Origin of the sequence: Ligilactobacillus ubinensis (assembly GCF_024160875.1) — a bacterium.
In the GTDB taxonomy this organism is placed as follows: domain Bacteria; phylum Bacillota; class Bacilli; order Lactobacillales; family Lactobacillaceae; genus Ligilactobacillus; species Ligilactobacillus ubinensis.
In genome coordinates, this window is record NZ_JAIULA010000001.1 from 205,590 (window position 1) to 229,282 (window position 23,693).

Consider the following 23,693-nt stretch of genomic DNA (forward strand, 5'->3'; position numbering starts at 1 on the left):
TCTTAAGCGAAGTATAACATTAATATTTTAGTTATTCATTGATAGTGACTTTCATGGGAGATAATTAGAAAATTGAAAAATAAGAGGAATGGTCTAATGAATTGGGTGAAAATTTCAGGAGCGATTATGATGGAAACAATAAAAAAGCATCTACTATCCCTAGTAGACACCAACCAAATTAATAATACCATAAAGGGGTGGCAGAGTGTGAATTTGTTAGCGGAATTAGACATCAAAACTACGAAGAAAAAAGTCGATGAGCTATTATCACAGTACAGAACATTTGTTAGACTAGCGGACGAAGAGTTTGAACCAAAGGTGACGACTACATACTCACTAGAGCCTAAGTCATTAACTAATCAAATTCATCGTCCAATTGAAAACGCAGTTGTATTCAAGGTTACAGCTCAAGAAGAAATTTTAAAAATAAATAAGGCAATCAATAAGCTAAATGCCTATGACCGCCAAAGGCTTTATGATAAATATTTATGTAAACGTCAGTATCCTGACAAAATCTTAATAGCAAAATATATAGAGTCTGAAAGTGGATATTACAAATTGCTTGAAAGAGCACAATTGAGATTTGCTGAGTCATACGAAAACGGTCGTTTGCTGAAGTTTTTATAAAATAGAGTTTTTGTGGAGTTTTCGTGGAGTAAACGTGGAGTTTTTGTGGAGTCAATCCATGTTAATATGATATTGTTCAAATATTGATTTGACATGGTGAACAGCCTCCTTTAAGAATGCGACCTAGCGTGATCTAGGATATATCCCTATGCCAGTAGGGATATTATGCAAGTATACTAAGCAGTTCCAGTTGCTTGATCAGTGACTGGGTTAGAAAAATCGGTGTGGGGCAGCACCACGTGCTTGCATTGGCAAATAGTCAAACCAAGTATTTCTTTCAATTTCATTTTCTTTGAAGATATTCCATATTGATGGAGTAAATAACACTAGCTCGCTTCGGCGAGCTTTTTGCTTATAAGATAAATATATCGCAAATAGATGTGTATGCATGACTAAATGCACACAAATCGAATGCCCTCGCAATAATTGTTTATAGTAATTAATAGCATCTGTTTCAGGTGTATAATTGTGAGATAAAATGATTACCGTGGGGTGCAAAAATGAAAACTTTTTTTAAAAAATATTGGTGGTTAATATTAATATTTTTAGTAGGCATACCTTTGATTGTAAATATAGGCATAGGGTTAATTCCTGGAAATGGTAGCAATGATGGATGGTTAGGTTTTTGGGGAGGATATCTTGGCGCTGTAGTATCTATAGTCGGCATCTTCTGGAGTGTTAACAAACAAAATAGCTTTGAAAAGTCATTGGAAAAAGAAAGAAATAAACCGATATTAGTACCAATTTCAAAGGATTTCAGAGACCTGCCTGTGACAACGGATTTAAAAAAGCTTACAAATTCGAAGGAAAGCTATAATGGAACTACGGACCTTTTTTCTGACCTCTTTTTTATGCTTGTAAACGGGAGCGGCAAAAATATATATGATATTCGTTGTGAATTTACAATGGTTAATTTAGAAAAACTAAAACCAATGTATAACCCAACGGTAAAGGGAACTAGAATAATAGGAAATGAGAAAATTTCTATAGATATTAAGAAAAATGATGATATAGTATTTAATTTTACGAATGGTTATTCGACGTTAGAAAAACAGGATGTGGTTTATACCATATCATATATCGGTGCTGGAGATCTAAAAAAGGTAAGTATACCTGTTACAATCTTTCCTTTTTTGAAAACTTATGTAGTATGGAATGTGGGAATTGCAAGACCGTTCTTAACGAGCGTTAAAAATATACTTCCATTTTACAAAGTCAGCCTTAGTTATAAAGATTTTGAACTTCGGGAACATAATATGACATTTGAAATAAATTTTTATGAGCTTACATACAAAGGAAATTTAGTGTTAATGAACAACTTTTACACATCCTTGAAGATAAAACCTGAGAATATAAATAATTTGGATTAAATAAAGGTGGTGATGATATGACATGACAAAACAGGAGCAAGAGAAAGCTAAAAAAGACTATTTAGCAGGCATGAAGTATAAAGATATTGCTACCAAGTATGAAGTGTCTATCAACACCGTCAAATCTTGGAAGAATAGGTATGGGTGGCAAAGGGGCGCACCTGCTAAAAAAAGTATGCACACAAAAATAAAAAAGGGTGCACACAAAATTACAAAGGTTGCAGTCGAAAAAATAGCAGAGAATGATGAACTGACAGAAAAACGAAAACGTTTCTGTCTTTTTTATTTGCAAAGATTTAATGCAACATGGGCGTATCAACAAGCTTATGGGTGCAGTTATGAAGTCGCAATGGTCGAAGGACATAGACTCCTAAGAAATCCTAAGATTAAATCATTGCTTGCAGAACTAAAGAAACAGCAATCTCAAGAACTTTATGTTGATGCTAATGATATTTTAAAAGGATACCTAAAACAAGCTACGGCGGACGTTACAGACGTTTTAGAGTTTAAGATGGTTAAACGGTTGAAGTGGCAGAAGAACTACTCAAAAGATGGAAAATATGGTCCGAAGAGTAATCCTTATGATTATGTTCCTGTTATTGACCCTGAGACTGGGCAACAAGCTTTTTATTATGAGCACGTTGTTAAATTACACGATAGCAGTAAGATTGATGCTTCTAATATCAAGTCAATCAGGATCGATAAAGGAGAACCTGTCGTTGAAATGTACGATAAACAGAAAGCTATGAAAGAACTGCTTGAACGATTGCCTAATTTGAATGCTAGCGACAGCCAAGTTGTTGTTAATGTAAAACTCCCGGAGGTGGATAATAATGCCAGTGATTGATTTAGATGTTTCTAAAATAGTTAGCCCTGCGTATTATCCATTATTTACTGCTAGTAACCGTTACTTGGCGTATAAAGGCTCTCGTGGCTCTGGGAAGTCCTACAGCGCAGGAGTTAAGGTTTTATTAGACACAATGATATATCCATACGCCAATTGGTTAATCGTTCGTCAATATTTTGGAACACATAAAGATTCAACATATGCAACTTTAAAAAGGATTGCTTACTCATTAGGGGTGAGTGATCTTTTTAAGTTCACGGTTAGCCCTTTAGAAATAACCTACAAACAAACTGGGCAAAAAATATTATTCAGAGGAATGGATGACCCGCTTAAAATTACATCAATTAATGTTACAACTGGTTATTTATGTAGAAGCTGGTGGGAAGAAGCATACGAACTTAAATCGCTAGACGCATTCCATACGGTCGAAGAATCAATGCGTGGCGTTTTGCCTGATAACGGGTTTTATCAATCCATAATCACATTTAATCCTTGGAGTGACAGACACTGGCTTAAAAGTGAGTTCTTTGATGAGAAGACAAAAGATAAGCGAGCACTAGCATTAACAACAACTTATAAAGATAATGATTATCTTGACAATGATTACATTGAAAGCCTAAAAGATATGCTTGTTCGTAACCCTAATCGCGCTAGAGTGGCAGTTTTAGGTGAGTGGGGTATAGCGGAAGGACTTGTATTCGACAGTTTATTTGAGCAACGTGATTTCAGTTATGAAGAAATTGCTAATTTGCCAAAAGCTGTTGGTTTGGATTTTGGTTTTAAACACGATCCAACCGCTGGAGAATTTATGGCTATCGATCAGAAAAACAGAGTTGTTTACGTCTATGACGAGTTTTACCAACAAGGAATGCTCACACAACAAATTGCACAAGCGTTAGCGCAGCATAAAGCTATTGGATTGCCAATTATTGCTGATAGTGCAGAGCAACGTTTAATTGTTGAGTTATCGCAAGTGTTTGGTGTGCCTAATATCAGACCTGCAGGTAAAGGCAAAGATTCAGTTATCCAAGGTGTTCAATATATGCAGTCGTACAAATATGTAGTCCATCCACGCGTCAAAGGATTACTCGAAGAATTTAACACATACGTTTATGGAAAAGATAAAGAAGGTAATTGGTTAAACACGCCAGAAGATGGAAATAACCATGCTGTTGATAGTTTGAGATATGCAATGGAATTATTTATGTTTACGCAACACGGACAGTATATGAGCTATCAAGAAAGACAGAAAGCTGTTAAAAACTTAGGGCTAATTTAGGAGATGAAGACAATCAAATTTAAATGGAATATCAAGCAAGCAAATTTAATTTATCAGGAAGATTTAGAGAAGTTAACGCCTGATAGAATTATGAAATTTATTTCGCACCACTATAATCAGCAAAGACCAAGGTTGCAAATTCTAAATGACTATTATTTAGGCTTCAATACTGAAATATTGACAGACAAAGATAGGCGGAAAGAGCATGGCAAAGCTGATTACCGAGCAACACATAGCTATGGAAAGTATATAGCTGATTTTCAAACATCATATTCAGTCGGAAATCCAGTCAACGTTAAATTGCCAGTTGAAGAAGATAAAAGATTTGAAGATATAGTAAAAGCTAATAAAGTTGACGCACAAAACTATGATTTATTCCTCGATATGACGAGATATGGGCGAGCATATGAGTACATTTATCGGAATACAGATGATATTGAACATATTGTGGTGTTAGACCCACTAGATACATTTATTATTTACTCGCTTGATGTTGACCCACAACCAATCATGGCGGTTAGATATCACCAAATAGAAATTGTTGACGATAATGAGGTATCTAAGATTAATTTCGTGCCTGAAATATGGACTGCTAGCGAGCACATTGTTTATAAGCCGACACCAATCGACGGAGTTATGAGTGTTGACAAAGAAGAAACAATTTACGCTTTTCCAGTGATTGAATATTGGAATAACTCATTTCGTTTAGGTGATTATGAGAATGTTATTCCTTTGATTGATTTGTACGACGCTGCCGAATCAGATACCGCTAATTACATGACTGATTTAAACGAAGCTATGTTAGTCATTAAAGGTGATATTGATACTTTGATGGACGGTTCAACGTTAATGCAAGGTGTAGATCCAACTAATAGTGACGCAATGGCCAAACTAGCAAAAGACAAGTTGGACATTCTAAAAGAAATGAAATCAGCTAATTTATTATTGCTGAAATCAGGCATGACCGCTACAGGAACACAGACTAGTGTTGACGCTGAATATATCCACAAAGAATATGACGTCAACGGTGCAGAAGCTTATAAAAAGCGGTTATCAAGCGATATTCATAAATTTAGCCATACGCCAGATTTAACTGATGAAAACTTTGCTTCAAACGTTTCGGGCGTGGCCATGAAATATAAGTTGCTTGGAACGGTCGAGTTAGCTGCTACCAAACGTAGACTATTTGAGAAGGGATTATATACGCGCTATCAAATTATTGCGGAGTTGGAAAAAAAGGCATCGTCTAGCCTTAGTTTTGACCCTAACGATATTATTTTTACGTTCAAGGATAATCTTCCGACTGATGATGTTGGTACTATTCAACAGGTCCAATCAGCAGGTGCAACGATACCACAACAGTACCTATATCAATTCTTGCCAGGTGTTACTGAAGTTAATAAAATCGTAGAAATGATGCAGAAACAAAAAGATGAGAATGCGGAATATCAGTTAGGCGGTGATTCTGATGAACCAGGAGAAGCTGAACAAGATAATTCAGAAGTTCGCGGACAAACAGTATCAAAAGGACGTAAACAACAGTCAGATACGCAAGATAGTTAATTCTTCAATGGATGATTTCTTAGAATTTTGGCATGAGTTTAACGAAGATTTTGAAGACTACACAAAAGCAGATGATTCACGGCTAGCTAATCGAAAACTGAAAGCTAAATTAGACAAAATTGCTAAAAGCTATGGCATTAAAACCAAAGGAGTGGCTAACAATGATGATTTACTACAGTACGCAACATATGTCCATTCGTCAGCTCTTGCAAAAGATTTGGTTAAGTATACAGGTGGCGAACTCAATAATGAAGCCGCCGAATCGATAGCAGTTGGAGCAACTGCATATGATGTTAATTTCAAAAATAAGTTGAAACAGATTGACGAACTGGTTAATGGTCAAATCGATAAGACGTTATGGAGTGACCGTATATGGTCTAATATGGACGCTCTAAGGTCAGATTTGCTGAAAGATATGAAACATTCTTTATTGACACATCATAATCCTGTAACACGCACTAGTGAGCTTAGAAAGAGATATTCAGTAGCTAGATATCAAGCTGAAAGAATATTGAGGACCGAAAGTTCAAGAGTGATGGCTCAATCAGGTATAGATAGTATTCAAAAGGCAGGGTATGAGAAAGTGGTGTGGGTAGCTAATTCTAAAGCATGTGATGAATGCCAGTCACACATTGGAGAGGTACACACGTTGAAACAAGCGCAGGGCGTACTTCCTTTTCACCCAAATTGTAGGTGTGCTTGGTCAGCATATGTAGACTAGAAAGGCTTGGTGGTCTAATATCTCGTAGTTATGCGTTAAATAGCAGATTATTTTAGGAGGAAAAACAACATGAGTGAATTAAAAGTTGAAACATCAGAATATGAAGTGGTTGATATTGCTAAACTAACATTAGAAATTGAACAATTAAAACTAGCTTTAGCAACTACAAATAATACGGTTGCACAATTGGTTAGTGCTTTGAAATTAAAAGTTGATAAGGACGATATTACAAAACAAATAATTTCACACGAAAGAGTCATTAGTGGAATTATCAATGCAGACAAAATAAACTTTAAATAGCATTTGACCTAAGCAAGTCGCTAAACTGCTTAAAAATCTAAATAGCGTGAAGTGATAGACGTGTGAGCGTGGCTGGACTATGTGTAGCTGAGTTCTTATAGCACGTCTATTTGTTTTGGGCTAAGGAGGACTAATAATGACTGAAAATAACGAAAATGAACAAGTAGAAAACGAACAAGAGGAACAAGAGCAAGTGACTTTGTCTCAAAAAGAATTGCAGTCAAAACTCGACTCAGAAGCAGATAAGCGTGTAGCCAAGGCACTTGAAAAAGCTAATGCAGAATTTGAGACAAAACTTCAAGCTAAGTTAGATGAAGCTAAATCAGAGGGCGCTAAGCTAGCTAAAATGAGCGCTTCGGAAAAGGCGGCAGCTGAACAAAAAGCTAAAGAAGATGCACTCGCTCAACGTGAAGAAGAGCTTAATAAGCGCGAATTATCAGCAAATGTTAAGGACATTTTGAATGAAAAAGGATTGCCTGTTAGTTTATCAGATTCATTAGTTGCTTTAGGCGATGCAGACAAGATTAATGACGCAATTGGCATTTTAAGCAAGTCAATTGAGGAACAGGTAAATCAAAAAGTTAAAGAATCATTGAGAACGGAACAACCAAAAACAGGTTCTACTGTTTTAAAAGATACCACAGATCCATTCCAAAAAATAATGGAAAAATATAAAAAATAAGGAGGTAGTCAAATATGGCTACAACAAATAATAATCAAATTGCAGTACGCATGTACCAAAAACAGTTTATGCAATTAATGCAGACTGTGTTTCAAGCTCAATCAGCATTTAGTCCAGCATTTGGAGAATTACAGGCGCATGATGGGGTTCAAAACAAGGATATTGCTTTTTACGTTAAAACTAATGATTTAGCGGTTGTAATCGGTGAATATTCAACTGACGAGAATACAGCATTCGGTTCAGGAACCGGAAATTCAAGTCGTTTCGGCGAAAGAAAAGAAATTATCTATGCCGATACAGATGTTCCTTACACATTTGAGTGGGCAATTCATGAAGGGCTAGATCGATATACCGTAAACACAGACTTAGATGCAGCTGTAGCTGACCGGTTAAACTTGCAAGCACAAGCTAAAACACGTTTCTTCAACGTTAAGTTGGGTAAAGCGTTAGTCGAAGCCGCAAGCGAAGACTTAGGCTCTGATTTAAGTACTGGCGATAAAATTAATGCAGCATTTGAAACTGTTGTTCAAAAGTTTACAGACTTAGAAATCGTAGTACCTGCTCGGGCTTATGTGACTGCTGACATTTACAATGCAATTATTGACTATGATAAAGTTACAAACTTCAAAGGTTCAAAAGTAAATATTGATGAGAATGGTATCTTGTCATTCCGTGGAATTACGGTTAACAAAACGCCAGCACGTTACATGGACGGTAAACAAATTATTTTTGCTCCTGACAATATCGGGCATGCATTTATTGGTATCGTAACGACTCGTACTATTGAATCAGAAGACTTCGATGGCGTTGCATTACAAGGTGCTGGTAAAGGTGGCACATTCATTCTTGATGATAATAAAGCTGCTATTTTCACCGCTGGAGCAACAGAAGTTACAGGCATTACATTAAGCCAGAAAACAGCTTCAATTAAAGTTGGAGCAACTAAACAAGTAACTGTTTCTGCCGAACCAGCAACGGCATCTAACGCTAGTTCTGTAGTATCTGCTGCAATATTCGCTTCAAGTGATACAAACGTTGCTACAGTCGCAACAGATGGAACAATCACAGGTGTAGCTGCTGGTACTGCTACAATTACGGCTACAAGTGGCGATTTCACTGCTACTGTCGCTGTAACCGTAACAGAAGCCTAAGTAAATTATTAGTCGCTTAGAGAAATAAACAGTAGCTTATGCGGCGGCTATTAAAAGAGGTGACATTATGGCAGATATATTATCAAGCGTTAAATTGAGGATAGGCATTAGCGACACGATTCAAGATGATCTCTTAAACGATTTAATCGCTGATACGCAAGACAGAGTTATGAGCTATATCAATCAAGATGGTGACACAGGTCTAGTTGCCTTGCCGAATTCAACCGATTGGATAGTTAAAGACGTTGTAATTAAAATGTACAATCGCATTGGTGATGAAGGCAAAAGTTCAAGCGGCGAAAGTGATATTAGCAACTCGTGGGAATCTATTGATTTATCCGAGTATTCTAATAGCTTAGATCAATACCGAAAGTCAGGCTTAAGAAAAAGGGCAGGAATGAGGTGGGTATGAGATATAGCGATAGAATCACACTCATTAGATACTCGCAAGATGATGATGGTTTAGGCGACTCACCGACTTCTACTAAAACGGAGAATGTGCCATGCGAACTAATACCTATCACAAACGTTCAAGACTTAGAAAGTTTTGGATTGCTATCAGCAAATGCCTATGAAATCCACATCAAAAATAAAATAGCACTGGTTAATAGAGTTAAAATTGATGGAATTGAGTATACGGTTAACAAAACATTCTTAAATCGCAAATCAACCGTTTTGATTGTTTCTGGAGGTGGTTAAATGTCCGGAGCAAGTTTCGATGTTAAATTCGATGGGCTAGAAAAATTATACTCACAATTTAGCACAAACAAAGCGCAAGCTAGGACGGCAACTGCTACAGCCATGAAAGCTACGATTGCAAAAGCACAGCAAACATCTCAATCAATAGTGCCGGTTGACACAGGATATTTAAGGCAAAATATAGTCGTTAAACCTGTTGAAACAAACGGAGATACTGTTTTAGGTGAGTATGTTGCTTCAAAAGCTGATTATGCGTCATATGTTGAGTATGGAACGTATAAAATGGCTGCACAACCATATATACGCCCAGCTATTGCGGCTGTAAAGCCTTATTTTTACTCACAAGTTAAATTAGCTTTGCAGAAAGTGGGGAATGATTAATGAGGTTAGCTGATTTCTATACAGGTATCAAAACGCAGCTAAAAAATGATGGTATAAATGTCATTTTCAGACAGCCTACAACAAGCGATACATTACCACTCGTTCAAGTAGGTGTTCACACTGATTTAGATCAATCAACTAAATTCGGTTCAGAATTAAATCAGATTGAACAACAAATTGATGTATGGACTGAAAATGTGAGTGTAATTGAGTTTGAAGAATATGTAAGACAAGTTAAATTATCGCTTAGCAAATGCGTTAGGTGGGATAGTTTGACAGTACAAACAATGATAGATGAGAGCATCGGCAGAGATTTACGCCGTGCTCTTTTTTTAATGACAATAACAATTTAGGAGGAATGCAGAATGGCAGATGCAATTAATAACGGCATTGAACTAGTGAAAGATACCCCATACCGCGGGAAAGACGTGTGGTACTTCATTCAATCAACAGATGCAGCAGTTGGTAGCAAAGCAATCTTACCAGCACACCAAGAATCGGGTGATACATCAATCGAAGGCGATTCACTTGATGAGCAAAGTAAAATGGGGCGTATCGTAGCACCTTCAACGAACGAAGATTCTATCGAGGTTACTTCATATATAGTTCCTGGCGATAAAGCGACGGACGTCATCATTAATGCTAAACATGAAGGCAAACAGGTCAAGGTTTGGCGTGTAATTGTTGATTCTCGCTTAGCTGTTACAGAGGGAGATCATAAAGTTTATCCGGCTATGTTCGGGTACGGAATAGTTGATTCAGCAGATATTTCAGACGAAGATTCATTCTCTGAAATTGACTGGACAATCAATATTCTTGGAAAATTAGTTGACGGTACATTTCCACTAACTGACGCCCAAACATCGGTGCTACAAGAATTATACGATTATGAACGCCCAGGTGAAAAGACCGGTGAGTTTGCTGATACAGCAGATAGCACTACGACTTCGGAAACCACAGGTTCTTAATTAAAATAAAGATAGACAGAGACGATAAAAATGAGACGAATTGATGGAGGAAAATAAATGTTAACTTTAAAAATTAAAGGTAAAGAAAAAGATGTGAAGTTCGATTATGCTACTTTTTTTAGAGCAAATAAACTTTTTTCAACTAAAAATCCGGAAAACGGAGCTTCTAATAATGATGGCGCAGGGAACATTTGGGTATCGCTAGTTACTGGAGATGATACTGCAATTTTCAATGCAATCAGCGCACTATTATCAACTGCTAAAGAGGAAGAAATATTAGCTGTTATTGATGAATACGATGGCGATATTGCAAGTGATTTAATTGAGGAATTAAAAGAATCGTCTTTTTTCAAGAACGCCGCTCAACGTTGGATGAAATTTACAAAAATGTTCGTGGAGGGCAAAAAAACGGAGACGGACGACGAGAAAATGGAACTGAAAGTGATGAAGAATACCCTGGAAGAAGTGGAGAAGAGTCTCTCTTAATTCGTTTTGCACGCGTTGGAATATTTGACAGACGGCTTATTATGAGCAGCTATTTTTGGGAAGCTAGAGCACTTATGGAAGGTGCTGTGCTGATGCGTAATGACGAACGTAAACATGCTTTAGAATTAGCTATCAACATTGCAAATGTTCAAAATGCAAAGAATCCAAAACGTTCTGCAAAATCAGCTGAAAAAGCAATAAACAAGTCAGAAAGACAAATAATTCAACGTAAATCATCTAAAGAAAGCAAGCCTAACTTAGAAGCTTTGGCCAGAGTCAACAAATTGTTTGGAGGTGAGGATTAATGGCAAACGTGGCAGCTACGTTTACGGCTAACATATCAGGCTACACTAGCGCTATGAGCAAAATGCAAAACGCGACTAAAAGTATGTCTGGCAAAGTATCCGGTTCAGCGACTACAGGAGGAAAATCTATTGTAAAAATGGGCGCCCTTGCAGGATTAGGAGCAAGTGCTGCCTCATCTGCTTTTAACTTAATAAAAAGTGGAGTTAGCAGTATGGTTTCGGAATTGAGTAGTTCAAGCGCTGCATGGAAAACGTTTAGTAGCAATATGAAATATCTTGGCAAAAGCTCAAGTCAAATTTCTAAAATAAAAAAAGAGTTGCAGAGTTATGCTCAGCAGACTATCTATTCAGCATCTGATATGGCTAGCACATATTCACAACTTGCAGCTGTAGGTACCAAAAACACTACTAAGCTCGTTGAAGGTTTTGGTAATTTAGCGTCCGCCGCTTCTAATCCAACACAGGCTATGAAAACTTTGAGCCAGCAAGCTACACAAATGGCAGCTAAGCCAACTGTACAATGGCAGGACTTTAAACTCATGCTTGAACAAACGCCTGCGGGGATTGCAGCCGTAGCCAAAGCAATGGGCGAGAGTACCAGCCAGTTAGTGGAAGATGTTCAGAACGGTAAGATTAAAACTAGCGAGTTCTTTGAAGCTGTTGAAAAAGCTGGTAATACCAAGGCGTTTTCAAAAATGGCAACTCAATATAAGACTGTAGGTCAAGCAATGGATGGGTTGAGGGAAACTCTAGCGAATAAGTTGCAACCAGCATTCGATGCGGTCTCTCAGGTTGGGATTAATGCCATCTCAAAGTTAGTAGATGCAATCGGTAGCATAGATGCACAAGGTGCTGCTAATAAAATGATTTCCGCTTTCAACTCTTTAGGAACAGAACTAAAGCCTTTAGCATTAAATCTAAAGACACTATTTTCTAATATATTTAAAGGACTTAATACAGATGGAGCAAGAGCTGCTTTTAACGGTTTATCTAGTATCGTATCTAATGTTATTAGTCATATCATTGGTATTTTAAATGGATTTGTCGTTGCAGCAGAAGAAATTTGGAATAGCATGAGCAAAGGATTTGCTAAAGCTTTTCAATCAGGAGATATAAAGTCAATTGTTAGCACCATTAATGGCATCATTACTAATGTTTCCTTGATAATTCAAACCAGCGTTGGTGTGTGGGCTCAAACTTTATCGTCAATTCCGTGGAGTGCTGTTTTCAGCGGTTTGAAGGCGGCTGTAGGAACAGTAACTGGAACTTTATCAGGATTAAGTAAGATAATGTTAGCACTGGTTCAGAATTCTTTTTTTCAGGCTTTTGCAGTAGGCGTTCTAACAATCTTGGTTGCTTATAAAACCATTATGAAAGTTTATGCAGCATTTGAAGCACTAAAAAAAGCAATTTTGGCCCTTAAAATATTAAGTGCACTCATAGGTGACTTTAAACTTTTCAGAGTTGCATTAGCAAGTATGGCAGCGGAAAGCAAAATAGCCGCCGCAGCACAAGCAGCTCTCAATGCGATCATGGCAATTAATCCTTTTGTATTAATAATTGCAGCAATTGTAGCTGTGGTTGCAGCGTTGGTATTTTTTTTTACTAAAACGCAACTAGGTCAGCAAATTTGGCAAGATTTTGTGTCATTTCTTTCTAGTGCTTGGTCAACAATTAAAAGCACAGCTGTAGCGGTGTGGAATGGCATTGGTAGCTTTTTGTCAAATACTTGGAATAGTACGGTGAGTGGAGCAAAAGGTATTTGGAATGGGCTTGGTTCTTTCTTTTCGGGGTTGTGGTCAGGAATTAAAAATACGGCAGGTTCTGCATGGACAGGATTAGGTTCTTTTTTTAGCGGTTTGTGGTCTGGAATAACAAGTACAGCTACAAGTTTGTGGACTGGGTTTACAAGTACGTTGTCTTCAATTTGGAGCGGTGTAGTAGGTGTTGCGTCGACGGTTTGGGGCGTGTTAACTTCGTTCTTCTCAACATTGTGGAACGGGATTGTTAGCGTTGCTCTAGCCTTGTGGAATACGTTTGGCTCATCTATAACAACTATTTGGAATGGAATAGTTCAAATAGCTAGTGGCGTTTGGGGACTAATCAAAGCAGTGATAATGGGACCAGTTTTGCTTGTACTTGATTTGGTCGTTGGAAATTTTACACAATTAGGTTCTGATGTCACTTTGATATGGAATAAAATTGTGCAAGCAGCAACTACTTTGTGGAATGGAATTAAAGATGTTATAAATGGTGTAGTTTCTTTTATAGTGACGTATGCTGAAACCGTGTGGTCTGCATTCTCAAGCTTTATCGTGAATATTTGGAACTCAATAGTTTCAACAGGGGAGTCTTTGTGGAACGGGTTTAAGTCCTTTATGAGCTCTTTGTGGGACGGAATTAGATCAACTGCTAGCTCAGTTTGGAATGGAATAGTATCATTTTTCACTTCCACATGGAATAGCATAATAAACACAGGAAAATCTCTTTGGAACGGGTTTAAATCGTTTATGAGTAGTCTTTGGGACGGAATTAAATCAACGACAATGAATGTATGGAATTATTTAACGTCCGCTATTCCTAATGCGATTAATACAATTAAATCCACAGGGATAAATCTATGGAATAGTTTTAAATCAGGCGTAAGCAATATCTGGAACGGATTAAAGTCAACAGTCGTTAATGCTGGCAATGCGATAATAAACGGCATTCATTCCGCGTGGAATGGTGTTGTGTCATGGGCTAGTGGCTTGTGGGGCGGAGTTAAGTCTGTTATAAGAGCGGCTTTGAATTTCAATTTATGGGACGCCGGCAAAGCGATTATGGATAGTTTTCTAAGAGGCTTAAAATCGGTTTGGAGTAGCATTACTAGTTTTGTTGGAAATATTGCTTCATGGATAAGGGAACACAAAGGACCCATTAGCTATGATAAAAAGCTCTTAATTCCAGCCGGTCAAGCTATTATGGGTGGCTTTAATAAGTCGCTTCAAAGCGCGTTTAACGACGTACAAAGCAATGTTTCTAACATGGCTTCGCAGTTAGCCAATACCGTATCAGATTCAACTGCAGCAATTACTGCGGGAGATTTGAGTTACTCGTCAACTAGCGATACATCTATACAGCCAATCGATTCAAGTGATCAAAAAGATAGTAATGTATACGTATCTAACGAAATTGTTGGCGATAAGATTTACACATCTGTAAAAACAAATGAAGCACGGAAAACTAATCTATCAACATTAAAGTTAGGAGGCTCGTAAATGGATTTAAAAATTACAACTCTTGACGGAACTAGTGTTAAACTAAGCGATTATGGTGCTAGTTTGATAGCTTTTGATGAAGAACCCGCTGAAATTGATAGAACTACGCAAAGTTTCAACGGTCGCAATGGTTCACTTGATTATGGTGGGCGCTACACATCTAAAAAGATAACTGCGACCATCTTAATGAAATCAGATAGTATAAGTGATGATTTGAGTAAGCAGCAACAGATAAACGGACTGCTTTCAAATATAGATGGATATTATATTCAGCAACTTTACAGTGATGATGGTTTGTATGATTTTTCAAGACCTGGAGAAAATACAGGAGAAATAACGTTTGCTGGCGGTGATACAACTGCTAACAAGCGTTTTTTAGTATATCGTTCAGATACTAATAGTCCTGATTTTCAAGGCAAGGCGGGAGATAAATTGCTCTCAACATGGGAGTTTGAGTTTAAAACAAAAGAGCTTCCATTCGGCGAATCGATAACACAGGATATCAGTGTTTCAAGTGGTGGGTCCGTGCAATATGGTGGAACAATCGCTAATAATCAACTTGAATCTGGTTGGTACGTTCAAATTACCGCAAGCGAAGCTAAAAGTGCAGGGTTTGATTTTACAATCGGATCTAACCATTGGGAATGCAGTCAAACAATAGAATCTGGTGATGTAATCAAGCTTGCCGGAATCACTAATTTACTAAATGGCGTTAATTTTAATGCTTTAACTAATGCGAAATATTTTGTTTTGAACCCAGGCACAAACAAAGTTACTTCGACTTTGGCGGGCACAATAATTTTAAAAGACGTCAAGAATCTATATTTGTAGGGGGTGAGCAAAATTGACGTTATTTTATGATAAAGATGGTAATGGATTTATTGCTCGCACGACTTTTACAAGAGAAATAGACACTTCGGGCAATATTTCTATTTCAGGAACTATTTTTGAAGGTGATGATGTTCTCCAAAATGTTGGATATGGTTGGAGTTTTAAATTTCAAGATGAAAAATATGTAATCAGTTATACAAAGCTAAATGATGAAGATAATACCGTAGAGTTTGATGCCGTTCATAAGTTTTTGTGGGACTTTTCTAAATCCATGTTCTACGAGACTTGGAATGGGTCACATACATTTGTGGCGTATCTAAATGCTCTTTTTGACGATAGCGGGTATACGTATGATTTGCAGACAACTGTTGCAGCTTTCGAAAAAGAAAACTGGGGCATGAAAAGCAAAGCGGATTTACTGTCAGATATTATAGATCAAGCCGATGTTGAGCTTTCAATAAGTGGAACAAAAGTAACTATTAAAGAGTCTATTGGTGCAGACTTAACTTCAATAGCGAGATATGGCGTTAACCTATCTGATTTGATTGAAGAAAATAGCATATCTGATTTCGCCACTCATGGCAAAGGTTTTGGCGAATATTATGATGAAAATGATACATCTAAAGGACGATTAACAGTTGAATATACATCTGATTTAGCTACAACTTATGGAATTTTAGACGTCGAACCGATTGCAGATGAAAAATATTCAATTGCTGCTAATCTTTTAGCTGCTGTAAAGAAAAAGGTTGACGCTACTTTTGCAGTGTCGCTATCGCTGAATATGTATGATTTAGAAAATGCTGGTTATCCTAATTATGATAGTCCAGAAGTGGGCGATTGGATTTTAGCAATTGATGAAAAGTTAAATTTCAAACGAAAAGTTAGAATTGTCAAACTAAAAGAAGAATTTAACGCTAATGAGAAGCGCATAGGCTACACAGTTACGGCTGGCGATTTGTCACAAGCTGAACAACTTCAAAGCGTACAATCTTCAACAGCTAGTGCTATTCAGCAACTTCAAAGCGATGTAATAACCGTGTATTATGCTGCAAACGGGAAGAACAGGACGTTTACAGGCACAGATGACCCTAACACGCTTAGTTTAACGGATTTGATTGCCAATGATATTTATTGGCGTACAAATGGTAATTATAAAGAACTGTGGATTTATGACGGAACACGGTGGAATCAGGAAATTTCTGATGCAACTGGTGTAGAAATATCTAAGAACGTAGCAACCGCTATGGCTGATTCTGACAAAGCTACACAGGACGCCAACACAGCGGTAAGTGGCGCAAGTAGCGCCTTAGCCAAAGCACAGACTAGCATTGATACGGCTAATACCGCAAGCGATACAGCAACAGCGGTTCAAGAACAAGTTACAACCCTTAAGGGTGGTTCTACTATAACTTTAGCGGAACTTGAAAACGGACTAGCTACTAAAATTTCAAGCGATGAGTTTACATCATATAAAACTCAAACGGATAATGCCTTGATAAATAAGGTGAGCAGTACAGATTTTGCGTCTTATCAAACTCAAACAGACAGTGCTATTCAACAACGTATCACAACAACGAATGCGCAAGCCTTAGTCACTACTACCGCTAATGAGTGGAGTGCAAATTTAAGCGCATTACAAGACCAAGTGAATAATAGTGCTGTGGGGACTAATTTAGCAGTAGGTACCTCAAATGTTTTAGCTACCGGTTCTTACGGAACATGGGGCCAATCCAACACCGTGCTACAAACAACTGGAATGACTTTAACATCAGGAACAACGTATACAGCTAGGGTTTATGTTACGGGATGTGATATTGATACTAACCTTTGCATTAGGGTTTACAATGGAAGTTCTCAACTTAAGATTTATGCTGGAAACAAGGTGTCAGCTAATACAAGTGGGTATTCAACAGTAACCTTTACCGCCACTGATAATGTAACAGGAAACCAAGTCTATGGCACAGTTTCTTATACTGCAAGTCAAAGTGCAAGTCACACAATATCATGGAAAGAGTTCAAACTTGAAAAAGGTTCAGTTGCTACTGACTGGTGTTTAGCGCCATCAGAACAAGCTACCACTGTAGCCTTAACCGCAGTAAATACAGCATTAACATCAGCAATTAACCTACGCGTGCAGAAAAACGACGTAATCAATCAAATTAACATTTCCACCGAGTCAATTCTGATAGGTGGTAGCAAGGTACACATTACTGGCTCAACAACCATAGATGATGCAATTATAACTTCTGCCATGATTGATAGTTTGAGCGCAAGCAAATTAACCGCGGGCACGATTGATGCTTCGCAAATAACAGTTTTAAATCTAGATGCTTCAAGTATTGTTTCTGGAACGCTCACGGGTATTAGAATTATGCAAACAGGGACTGCATTTAATGCAACTATATCTGGTGGTACAATCTCAATACAAAATAGTGCGGGAACGTTTTTGGCTAAGTTCGGACCCAGTCTTGATAGCAATTATGTGCCTAACGGCGCATACATTGTGAATGGCGAAGGACAAATATTCTCTATAAATCAAGGCAATAGTGACGGCTCTAAAAGTATGGCCTTAGTTCAGGTTCCAAGTGATTCAACATTTGATTCTCCACATGTTAATATTTACAATGCGCGAATAGGATTTTCTGGTAGTCAAACATTTATCGGAAATTGGTTCACAAACCCGAATAGCCAAAACGCGATTGTTGGAAACGGTGGAGTAGCATTGATGGCAGCTTCTGATAATGCATGGACTTCAAATTCAGGGACTATCTTGATTAACGCTAAACCTGGGTCTGTCGATATTAATGTAGCAATGTATCCTAAACAACTTGTGGCCATAAGTGGAAGAACATACGCCTTAGGCGGTATAACGATGCGGAATAATCAAGCTATATTGGTAGATACCGGTAACCTGTGGGTTCAAACTGAGTCAACGGATCCAGCAAATGTGCATGCACTATCTTTTATAAATTCTTCATTGCTTTCTTTGAAGAAAGTATCTACAGCTTTAACTAAAGATAAGGCTAGAGAAGCGATAAAATCAGTAGACATCATGGAATATCAGTACATTTCTGAAATTGAACGAGGCGATACTAAGGTGTATGCAACGCCAATTATCGATGACGTTAATGATAAGCCTGAATATACAATTCCGTATGACTGGATGTCTGCTGACGGTACGGGAAGAGATGATGGTACTGCTATCGGATACACAATAGTCGCAGTACAAGATTTATATGATAAGATTGATGATTTGCAATCACAAATAACAAAATTAAAAGGAGCAGCATAATGAGTAAATTAATTGAATTTAAGAACGCAGATTTAGTACCAGTAGGAAATTTTCTAGCACAAGCAAAATTAAAAGGAAAGGCAAGCCGCGGGCGTACTAAGCTGATTAAGCTATTGGAAGATAAAAATAAGGAATATAACGAAGATAGAGAAGAAATTCGTGACCCATACTTTGCTAAAGATGATGAAGGAAAAAGCATTGTTAAAGACGACAAGTATGTTCTGAAAGACGAAACAAAAGCTGACGATTTAAACAAAGAACTTATTGACCTAGCAAATGAAAACTCAAAGATTGAGTTCACGGAATATTCAGAAAAATTCAAGGCATTGTACGAAGCTTTGAACAACTATGATTATGAGTTATCCAACGCAGATGCAGTGCTTTACGATTTAGTATTAGATCAGTTAGAAAATAATTTTGAAAAGGAAGGTAAATAATTATGACAATTTCACTAAACAGATTAGCTTATAGCTTTGGCACAGACGGCACAACATCAGCAGTTCAAGTAGGCTTAAACGGTTCAGAGGACAGTAACTCAGTTAGTGCTACTTTACAAATTACAGCTAGTGACCTAGCAACTGGAAAAACGCTTGATGACATGACTAAATCAGATTTCGAAACGCTAGCTAAATCCAAGCTAGCCACACTCACAGCAGTAACTACAGCCTAAGGGCTTATTTTTTTACAAAAACTTCGGGTGGGCGGTTGGTGTTGGAGGTGAGATATGGACGAAAAAAAGGACGGGCTAGACGTCACGAGAACGTTATTTGACCTTAGTACTAAAGTAGAACGGATAGACAGCAAACTAGATTTATTGATTAAAGCTGATGATAAGGCAGATAAAGCATTAGCTAAGTCGATAGAAAATGAACATTCAATTGAAACTATATCAAAATGGACGTACGGAATCGGCATAGCGTTAATCGTTTCTGTTTTAGGAATAATCGCATTTTTTATTGAAAGAGGGATATAAACATGGAAAAAATTAAAAAAGTAGCTAAAGCAGTATGGACTATCTTGAAAGATAATTCAAAGAAGATAAATTTCTGGGTGTCATTATTGACCTTGGGGTTAGTAGGCGTTTTGGTGTATTTGAAGTTGGCGCTTAAAATCGATATCACAAGCGCTTCTATTCTTTCTATCATTACCGCTGTTGGTATTGTAATTTCACTAATCGGGCAAATGTTAGGTAATTCCAGTGTGACAAGTGCTGGTGAATCACTAGACGCTACTAAGATTACTAAAGCCGCTGAATCACTTTCGACTACTTTGGAATCATTAGCAAAACAAGTCGAGCAAGTCAGTTCAACGGCTACACAAACACAAGCAACTGTATCGGCGGTTGCTACTACGGTTGGAGCAGATACATCAACATCTGATACAGAAGATGAAAGTACAAGTGACGCTTCAACAATCACAACTTCAATCGGTAGTGTGCTTGATTCCGATGGAAATATCGTAGGTGTGGCTTCGACGTCATCTTCGAGCGATTCCACAACAAACACAACAGCTTCAACAAGTGCAACGACTTCAAAATAAGGAGGTTCACATGAAACTCAAAAAGAAAATAATTCTAGGAGTGATTTCATTTGTCACTCTTTTTTTAGTTGCTGTAAAAATATCAGCTAACACATTAGGCTTTGATGTAGCACATTATCAAGACTCGTCACTTAGCTACATGCAAACACTAAAAAGTAACGGTGGTTCGTTTGTAATCGTTAAGTTAGGTGGCTCTGGTGGCAGTGAAGGGAAACATTATCAAAATCCTAGCGCAAGTGCTCAATTAGCTAATGCTGCTAATGCAGGAATGAATGTCGGTGGATACTTTTGGGGACAGTTTGGTTCTAGTGTTTCTAGTGCTAAAAGCATGGCCAGTCTAGCCTTATCAGATGCTAAAGCGGACGGATTGAAAAAAGGCTCTGTAATCGCACTTGATTACGAAGCTGGGGCTAGTTCAGATAAAGAAGCAAACACAACAGCTATCATAGCCTTTATGCAAGCTATTGAAGATGGCAGATATAAACCAGTTTTATATTCTGGATATTCTTATTTAAAAACATATATTAATTCAGATGAAATTGGCCAAAAGTTTGGAACTGTTCTGTGGGTTGCAAGATATAAAACTACATCAGCACAGACCGCACCGGATTTTAACTATTTTCCATCAATGAACTATGTTGCTCTGTGGCAATATGGCGATAATGTGTACGGACTTGATGGTGATGCAGATTTAATTGGCATTATGAGTTCAGGCGGTGGAGTTACTACAACCACTAAAGTCACAGCAACAACTGCAACAAGCTCTGATGCTACTGTGACTGTCAAAACATACACTGTAAAAAGCGGTGATAGTTGGTGGAAAATAGCAAAAACATACAATGTTGATATGAACAATCTTGCGGCATTAAATAATAAGACGACTTCTGATTATATTTACCCAGGCGAAGTATTGAAACTAAGTGGTAAGATTACAAACAATGTTTCTAAATCAAATAGTAAGAACAGCACATCGAAAACTACAAATTCGACGTATACTGTAAAGTCTGGCGATACATTAAGTGAAATAGCAGCTAAATATAACACTACTTATTATAAGTTGGCTAATTTGAACGGAATTAAATCGCCATACATTATTTATGTTGGTGAAAGTTTGAAAGTGTCTGGATCTACGGCAACATCAAATAAAGTTTATTACACAGTCAAAAAAGGTAACACAGTTAGTTATATTGCTAATAAGTACAGCACTACTATTACTAAGATTAAGACACTCAACAATTTATCCAATGTAAATCTGGTATATGTTGGACAATCATTGAGAGTTAAATAGATTAGTTAAGTTAGCATTCTTAGATTTAATAACATCAATATGTTAAAATAAAACGACCAACAAACATTGTTAAAGCCTCACTCCTTAATCGGGGTGGGGCTTATTTAAATATTTTCAGCCACAATATATTGTGGTATGTCTATTACAAATAACGTTCATTAAATGTCGTATGGTTCATAAAACACAATATGTTGTGCTTTATAGTGGCTTTATATCAATTGACATTTCAAGTTGTTTAGAGTATAAAATAAGTATAGAGATCAATCCCCTTCGTTCCACATATTGTGGCAGATACGTTCTGTAGACGAAGGGTTTTTTTGTGGGTGATAAAATATATGAATAACGATGTGGAAGTTCTTGAGGAACAAGAACTACTTGATAAATTAGGAACGCATGGAATTAAGTTAACAGAACGTGAAAGAACAAGAAATATTAGAACCATAAAAAGAATTGGCTATTATAAGCTAAAAGAGTTTGCAATATTATACCAAGGTAATAAAGCTAAGGAAATATCTTTTGAAGATCTATTAAGTAGATACTATTATGATAAGGCATTGAGAATGGGGACTCTACATGCTATAGAAGATATAGAAATATATTTTCATAACTGTATAGGTGAATTGTTTGCTAAATCGTACGGACCATTTGGGTATTTAAAATTCTCGAATTGGTGTGATAGAGGAATAGATAGGAATAAAGTCATACGGGATGAAAGAGATTTTAAATACAAGTTGGAAAGGAAAAAAAGAAAAAGTAATTTACCTGACTTAAATGTTGATAAAAATATAAAAGATGGATTTCCAACTGTTTGGTTAGCAATGGAGTTATTAATGTTTGGTGAATTAGTATATATTTTTAAAAATATGTCTCCTAAAAATAAGAAAGAAATTGCTAAAAAATTTAATGCAAAGCCCACTGACTTATTGTCGTGGCTGGAATGTTTAAACTTAATCCGTAATATATGTTGCCATAATTCAGATTTAATAGATTTAAAACTGAGAACCCAACCAGTTATGCCCCCTAAATATCAAGAAGTTATTTTTTCAGATGGAACTAAGCAGACAAACAGGATTGCTATAGCTTTAGTTATATTAAGAAATTTAATGGATGTTGTTAATAAAAATTATGATTATAAATTAATTAATGATTCTCTGTGCAAAATTATGCGAAAGAAAACATCCTATGCTGGAGGCAAAAGAAGGCGTAGGGCTAGTGATGACGTTATGAATAACATGGCGCATGAACTAGGATTTAAGAATGCTTCAGCCATAGATATTTTTTCTTCTCATCATTCTCCAAGAAAGATTAAAAGGATGAAGAAAAAAAGACGATAATTTAACTAAAGAGAGTTTGGCATATATAGCCCCTCACTCTTAATTGAGCGGGGCTTTTTTGTGTGTTCTCATTTTAGCTTTTTATTTTCTATATATACAAATAGTAGAAACACGTTTTAAAATAAGTAATAGTGCTGCAGTTAATTAATTAATAAAATACTATTGATAGTGTTAAGATAGGAGTATCATATAATCTTTGCTAATAGCAACAGCAGAACATACTTAGAAAAAATGAGAATATTGCAGTAATATTAATAATTTTGGTGTAAAAATCTTATATGTTGGACAAATGATTTTATTGTTTTTGTAAGGATTAATTGAAATCTTTTTGAATTAATATGGGGCAAATTATGAAACAAAATACTCAGTTGATTGGAAATACTGTACTTAGTATTATCAGTAGTACAGTTATTGTTTTACCATTTATGATTTTTTTGAAGTGGGGAAGTAGTCATACCGTTATAGCGATTTTACCATTTGTTATTTTTTATACATTTAGGACGACCGGTGTTTTCTTTATTCGCGGTATAAAGACTAAGCTAAATAGCTATACGTTGCTAAAGTTAGCCATTTATTGCGGCTTTTTAGGATCACTTTTTGGTTTGTTTGGGGTTGTTTTTCCATATTTAGAGCTTATTGCTGGTTTTTTTCTTGGGTTGAGTGCGGCTTGGCTCCCAATGGCTAGTAATGCTATTAAGTATTATCGTGTTGAAAATGATATAGTTGGTTCAAAAAATATTGGAATTACAGTACTGCTTTTAGTTTTA

Annotated in this window: 26 protein-coding genes and 1 pseudogene; 26 read left to right on the plus strand and 1 reads right to left on the minus strand. The window is 36.8% G+C overall.

Annotated elements, in window-relative coordinates; genetic code table 11:
* Nucleotides 1–96 precede the first annotated feature (96 nt).
* Nucleotides 97–627: an ArpU family phage packaging/lysis transcriptional regulator gene (locus LB941_RS00965; protein WP_253358691.1), complete on the plus strand. Its 531-nt coding sequence runs from the start codon at nucleotides 97–99 to the stop codon at nucleotides 625–627.
* 210 nt (nucleotides 628–837) lie between these two features.
* Here LB941_RS00965 and LB941_RS00970 read toward each other — a convergent pair whose 3' ends face one another.
* Nucleotides 838–1,125 carry a hypothetical protein gene (locus LB941_RS00970; RefSeq protein ID WP_253358692.1) on the minus strand — a complete coding sequence of 96 codons (288 nt, stop codon included), beginning with the start codon at nucleotides 1,123–1,125 and terminating at the stop codon, nucleotides 838–840.
* Nucleotides 1,126–1,127: 2 nt separating this feature from the next.
* Between LB941_RS00970 and LB941_RS00975 the strand changes: the two genes are divergently transcribed.
* The 25 genes and pseudogenes from LB941_RS00975 to LB941_RS01095 form a co-directional block, all read left to right on the plus strand.
* Nucleotides 1,128–1,997, plus strand: coding sequence for a hypothetical protein (locus tag LB941_RS00975; protein ID WP_253358693.1), 870 nt, complete (start codon nucleotides 1,128–1,130; stop codon nucleotides 1,995–1,997).
* A gap of 22 nt (nucleotides 1,998–2,019) precedes the next feature.
* A complete protein-coding gene (locus tag LB941_RS00980) occupies nucleotides 2,020–2,844 on the plus strand; it encodes a terminase small subunit (RefSeq protein ID WP_253358694.1) in 825 nt (274 codons plus the stop codon).
* A complete protein-coding gene (locus LB941_RS00985) occupies nucleotides 2,831–4,123 on the plus strand; it encodes a PBSX family phage terminase large subunit (protein ID WP_253358696.1) in 1,293 nt (430 codons plus the stop codon). The genes LB941_RS00980 and LB941_RS00985 overlap by 14 nt, the downstream gene beginning before the upstream one ends.
* A 3-nt stretch (nucleotides 4,124–4,126) precedes the next feature.
* On the plus strand, nucleotides 4,127–5,686 hold the full coding sequence (locus LB941_RS00990) for a phage portal protein (RefSeq protein ID WP_253358698.1): 1,560 nt from the start codon (nucleotides 4,127–4,129) through the stop codon (nucleotides 5,684–5,686).
* Between the two features lie 7 nt (nucleotides 5,687–5,693).
* Nucleotides 5,694–6,407, plus strand: a complete 714-nt coding sequence (locus tag LB941_RS00995; protein WP_253358700.1) for a minor capsid protein — start codon at nucleotides 5,694–5,696, stop codon at nucleotides 6,405–6,407.
* Between the two features lie 69 nt (nucleotides 6,408–6,476).
* Nucleotides 6,477–6,707: a hypothetical protein gene (locus LB941_RS01000; RefSeq protein ID WP_253358701.1), complete on the plus strand. Its 231-nt coding sequence runs from the start codon at nucleotides 6,477–6,479 to the stop codon at nucleotides 6,705–6,707.
* A gap of 136 nt (nucleotides 6,708–6,843) precedes the next feature.
* Nucleotides 6,844–7,389: a capsid assembly scaffolding protein Gp46 family protein gene (locus LB941_RS01005; protein ID WP_253358702.1), complete on the plus strand. Its 546-nt coding sequence runs from the start codon at nucleotides 6,844–6,846 to the stop codon at nucleotides 7,387–7,389.
* 14 nt (nucleotides 7,390–7,403) lie between these two features.
* A complete protein-coding gene (locus LB941_RS01010; RefSeq protein WP_253358703.1) occupies nucleotides 7,404–8,540 on the plus strand; it encodes an Ig-like domain-containing protein in 1,137 nt (378 codons plus the stop codon).
* Nucleotides 8,541–8,607: 67 nt separating this feature from the next.
* A complete protein-coding gene (locus LB941_RS01015; protein WP_253358705.1) occupies nucleotides 8,608–8,952 on the plus strand; it encodes a phage head-tail connector protein in 345 nt (114 codons plus the stop codon).
* Nucleotides 8,949–9,239, plus strand: coding sequence for a hypothetical protein (locus LB941_RS01020; RefSeq protein WP_253358707.1), 291 nt, complete (start codon nucleotides 8,949–8,951; stop codon nucleotides 9,237–9,239). The genes LB941_RS01015 and LB941_RS01020 overlap by 4 nt, the downstream gene beginning before the upstream one ends.
* Nucleotides 9,240–9,620, plus strand: coding sequence for an HK97-gp10 family putative phage morphogenesis protein (locus LB941_RS01025; protein ID WP_253358709.1), 381 nt, complete (start codon nucleotides 9,240–9,242; stop codon nucleotides 9,618–9,620).
* Nucleotides 9,620–9,973, plus strand: coding sequence for a hypothetical protein (locus LB941_RS01030; RefSeq protein ID WP_253358712.1), 354 nt, complete (start codon nucleotides 9,620–9,622; stop codon nucleotides 9,971–9,973). Before LB941_RS01025 ends, LB941_RS01030 begins: the two co-directional genes overlap by 1 nt.
* Before the next feature lie 12 nt (nucleotides 9,974–9,985).
* Entirely contained in the window at nucleotides 9,986–10,588 is a 603-nt protein-coding gene (locus tag LB941_RS01035; protein WP_253358714.1) for a phage major tail protein, TP901-1 family, read from the plus strand.
* Between the two features lie 57 nt (nucleotides 10,589–10,645).
* Nucleotides 10,646–11,074 (plus strand): tail assembly chaperone, encoded by a 429-nt coding sequence (locus tag LB941_RS01040; RefSeq protein WP_253358717.1) that lies wholly within the window; start codon nucleotides 10,646–10,648, stop codon nucleotides 11,072–11,074.
* A 41-nt stretch (nucleotides 11,075–11,115) separates the two neighbouring features.
* A complete protein-coding gene (locus LB941_RS01045) occupies nucleotides 11,116–11,379 on the plus strand; it encodes a hypothetical protein (RefSeq protein WP_253358719.1) in 264 nt (87 codons plus the stop codon).
* On the plus strand, nucleotides 11,379–14,639 hold the full coding sequence (locus LB941_RS01050; protein WP_253358721.1) for a tape measure protein: 3,261 nt from the start codon (nucleotides 11,379–11,381) through the stop codon (nucleotides 14,637–14,639). Before LB941_RS01045 ends, LB941_RS01050 begins: the two co-directional genes overlap by 1 nt.
* Entirely contained in the window at nucleotides 14,640–15,470 is an 831-nt protein-coding gene (locus LB941_RS01055) for a phage tail domain-containing protein (RefSeq protein ID WP_253358724.1), read from the plus strand. It begins immediately after the preceding gene.
* A 13-nt stretch (nucleotides 15,471–15,483) separates the two neighbouring features.
* Nucleotides 15,484–18,765 (plus strand): phage tail protein, encoded by a 3,282-nt coding sequence (locus tag LB941_RS01060; protein WP_253358726.1) that lies wholly within the window; start codon nucleotides 15,484–15,486, stop codon nucleotides 18,763–18,765.
* On the plus strand, nucleotides 18,765–19,202 hold the full coding sequence (locus LB941_RS01065) for a DUF1617 family protein (protein WP_253358728.1): 438 nt from the start codon (nucleotides 18,765–18,767) through the stop codon (nucleotides 19,200–19,202). The genes LB941_RS01060 and LB941_RS01065 overlap by 1 nt, the downstream gene beginning before the upstream one ends.
* 2 nt (nucleotides 19,203–19,204) lie before the next feature.
* Nucleotides 19,205–19,435: a hypothetical protein gene (locus LB941_RS01070; RefSeq protein ID WP_253358730.1), complete on the plus strand. Its 231-nt coding sequence runs from the start codon at nucleotides 19,205–19,207 to the stop codon at nucleotides 19,433–19,435.
* Between the two features lie 54 nt (nucleotides 19,436–19,489).
* Nucleotides 19,490–19,738 carry a hypothetical protein gene (locus tag LB941_RS01075; RefSeq protein ID WP_253358732.1) on the plus strand — a complete coding sequence of 83 codons (249 nt, stop codon included), beginning with the start codon at nucleotides 19,490–19,492 and terminating at the stop codon, nucleotides 19,736–19,738.
* A 2-nt stretch (nucleotides 19,739–19,740) separates the two neighbouring features.
* Nucleotides 19,741–20,304, plus strand: coding sequence for a hypothetical protein (locus tag LB941_RS01080; RefSeq protein WP_253358734.1), 564 nt, complete (start codon nucleotides 19,741–19,743; stop codon nucleotides 20,302–20,304).
* Between the two features lie 10 nt (nucleotides 20,305–20,314).
* Nucleotides 20,315–21,592, plus strand: a complete 1,278-nt coding sequence (locus LB941_RS01085) for a LysM peptidoglycan-binding domain-containing protein (RefSeq protein ID WP_253358736.1) — start codon at nucleotides 20,315–20,317, stop codon at nucleotides 21,590–21,592.
* A 335-nt stretch (nucleotides 21,593–21,927) separates the two neighbouring features.
* Complete coding sequence (locus tag LB941_RS01090; RefSeq protein ID WP_253358739.1) at nucleotides 21,928–22,926, plus strand: Abi family protein; 999 nt, start codon at nucleotides 21,928–21,930, stop codon at nucleotides 22,924–22,926.
* 350 nt (nucleotides 22,927–23,276) lie between these two features.
* Nucleotides 23,277–23,693 (plus strand): annotated as a pseudogene (locus LB941_RS01095) (hypothetical protein); the annotation flags it as partial.

Bases quoted from the DNA above. Each gene is read 5' to 3' on its own strand.
- LB941_RS00965 (WP_253358691.1), top strand. From the start codon at position 97: ATGAATTGGGTGAAAATTTCAGGAGCGATTATGATGGAAACAATAAAA.
- LB941_RS00975 (WP_253358693.1), top strand. From the start codon at position 1,128: ATGAAAACTTTTTTTAAAAAATATTGGTGGTTAATATTAATATTTTTA.
- LB941_RS00980 (WP_253358694.1), top strand. From the start codon at position 2,020: ATGACAAAACAGGAGCAAGAGAAAGCTAAAAAAGACTATTTAGCAGGC.
- LB941_RS00985 (WP_253358696.1), top strand. From the start codon at position 2,831: ATGCCAGTGATTGATTTAGATGTTTCTAAAATAGTTAGCCCTGCGTAT.
- LB941_RS00990 (WP_253358698.1), top strand. From the start codon at position 4,127: ATGAAGACAATCAAATTTAAATGGAATATCAAGCAAGCAAATTTAATT.
- LB941_RS00995 (WP_253358700.1), top strand. From the start codon at position 5,694: ATGGATGATTTCTTAGAATTTTGGCATGAGTTTAACGAAGATTTTGAA.
- LB941_RS01000 (WP_253358701.1), top strand. From the start codon at position 6,477: ATGAGTGAATTAAAAGTTGAAACATCAGAATATGAAGTGGTTGATATT.
- LB941_RS01005 (WP_253358702.1), top strand. From the start codon at position 6,844: ATGACTGAAAATAACGAAAATGAACAAGTAGAAAACGAACAAGAGGAA.
- LB941_RS01010 (WP_253358703.1), top strand. From the start codon at position 7,404: ATGGCTACAACAAATAATAATCAAATTGCAGTACGCATGTACCAAAAA.
- LB941_RS01015 (WP_253358705.1), top strand. From the start codon at position 8,608: ATGGCAGATATATTATCAAGCGTTAAATTGAGGATAGGCATTAGCGAC.
- LB941_RS01020 (WP_253358707.1), top strand. From the start codon at position 8,949: ATGAGATATAGCGATAGAATCACACTCATTAGATACTCGCAAGATGAT.
- LB941_RS01025 (WP_253358709.1), top strand. From the start codon at position 9,240: ATGTCCGGAGCAAGTTTCGATGTTAAATTCGATGGGCTAGAAAAATTA.
- LB941_RS01030 (WP_253358712.1), top strand. From the start codon at position 9,620: ATGAGGTTAGCTGATTTCTATACAGGTATCAAAACGCAGCTAAAAAAT.
- LB941_RS01035 (WP_253358714.1), top strand. From the start codon at position 9,986: ATGGCAGATGCAATTAATAACGGCATTGAACTAGTGAAAGATACCCCA.
- LB941_RS01040 (WP_253358717.1), top strand. From the start codon at position 10,646: ATGTTAACTTTAAAAATTAAAGGTAAAGAAAAAGATGTGAAGTTCGAT.
- LB941_RS01045 (WP_253358719.1), top strand. From the start codon at position 11,116: ATGAGCAGCTATTTTTGGGAAGCTAGAGCACTTATGGAAGGTGCTGTG.
- LB941_RS01050 (WP_253358721.1), top strand. From the start codon at position 11,379: ATGGCAAACGTGGCAGCTACGTTTACGGCTAACATATCAGGCTACACT.
- LB941_RS01055 (WP_253358724.1), top strand. From the start codon at position 14,640: ATGGATTTAAAAATTACAACTCTTGACGGAACTAGTGTTAAACTAAGC.
- LB941_RS01065 (WP_253358728.1), top strand. From the start codon at position 18,765: ATGAGTAAATTAATTGAATTTAAGAACGCAGATTTAGTACCAGTAGGA.
- LB941_RS01070 (WP_253358730.1), top strand. From the start codon at position 19,205: ATGACAATTTCACTAAACAGATTAGCTTATAGCTTTGGCACAGACGGC.
- LB941_RS01075 (WP_253358732.1), top strand. From the start codon at position 19,490: ATGGACGAAAAAAAGGACGGGCTAGACGTCACGAGAACGTTATTTGAC.
- LB941_RS01080 (WP_253358734.1), top strand. From the start codon at position 19,741: ATGGAAAAAATTAAAAAAGTAGCTAAAGCAGTATGGACTATCTTGAAA.
- LB941_RS01085 (WP_253358736.1), top strand. From the start codon at position 20,315: ATGAAACTCAAAAAGAAAATAATTCTAGGAGTGATTTCATTTGTCACT.
- LB941_RS01090 (WP_253358739.1), top strand. From the start codon at position 21,928: ATGAATAACGATGTGGAAGTTCTTGAGGAACAAGAACTACTTGATAAA.